Genomic DNA, 441 nt, shown 5'->3' with positions numbered 1-441 from the left:
CCTGCCCCTGACGGTCGGCTTCGAGGGGCCCACCCTCATCTTCTATGCAGCTCCGCACTTCCATCGCTGGTCGTGCGTTCACAGCACACCCTCGTCGAGGTGCCATTTATCACCGGGCCGAGGTCGGCGGCGACGCAGATTGTCGGCGAAGGCTGATCCAAACTTCAGGCACCATCGGCGGACGCTCTCGTAAGAGACGATGACGCCGCGCTCGGCCAGCAGCAGCTCAACATCTCGGAAGCTCAGTCTGAACACGTGATAGAGCCATACAGCGTGGCTGATGAGGTCGGCCGGGAAACGGTGGCGATGGTGCGGGTCTGGCGGCTTCTTCATGCCATCATCCTCGCCCAGGCGGTCGTAGACCGCCAGTTAACGTGACAACGCCCGCGCGACGGGTCAATTTGCCAATGGGTCGTTGGCAAATTGAGCGACGCTTTTATA

The 441-nt window shown here is 61.2% G+C and carries 1 pseudogene; it reads right to left on the bottom strand.

Annotated elements, in window-relative coordinates:
* Positions 1-90: 90 nt before the first annotated feature.
* Positions 91-333: pseudogene (locus tag GSQ83_RS08995) on the bottom strand (IS6 family transposase); the annotation flags it as partial.
* Positions 334-441: the final 108 nt, after the last annotated feature.

The sequence above is a fragment of the Acidisoma sp. L85 genome, assembly GCF_009765865.1.
Lineage (GTDB): Bacteria > Pseudomonadota > Alphaproteobacteria > Acetobacterales > Acetobacteraceae > Acidisoma.
This window is presented reverse-complemented; position numbering and strand designations above follow the sequence as displayed.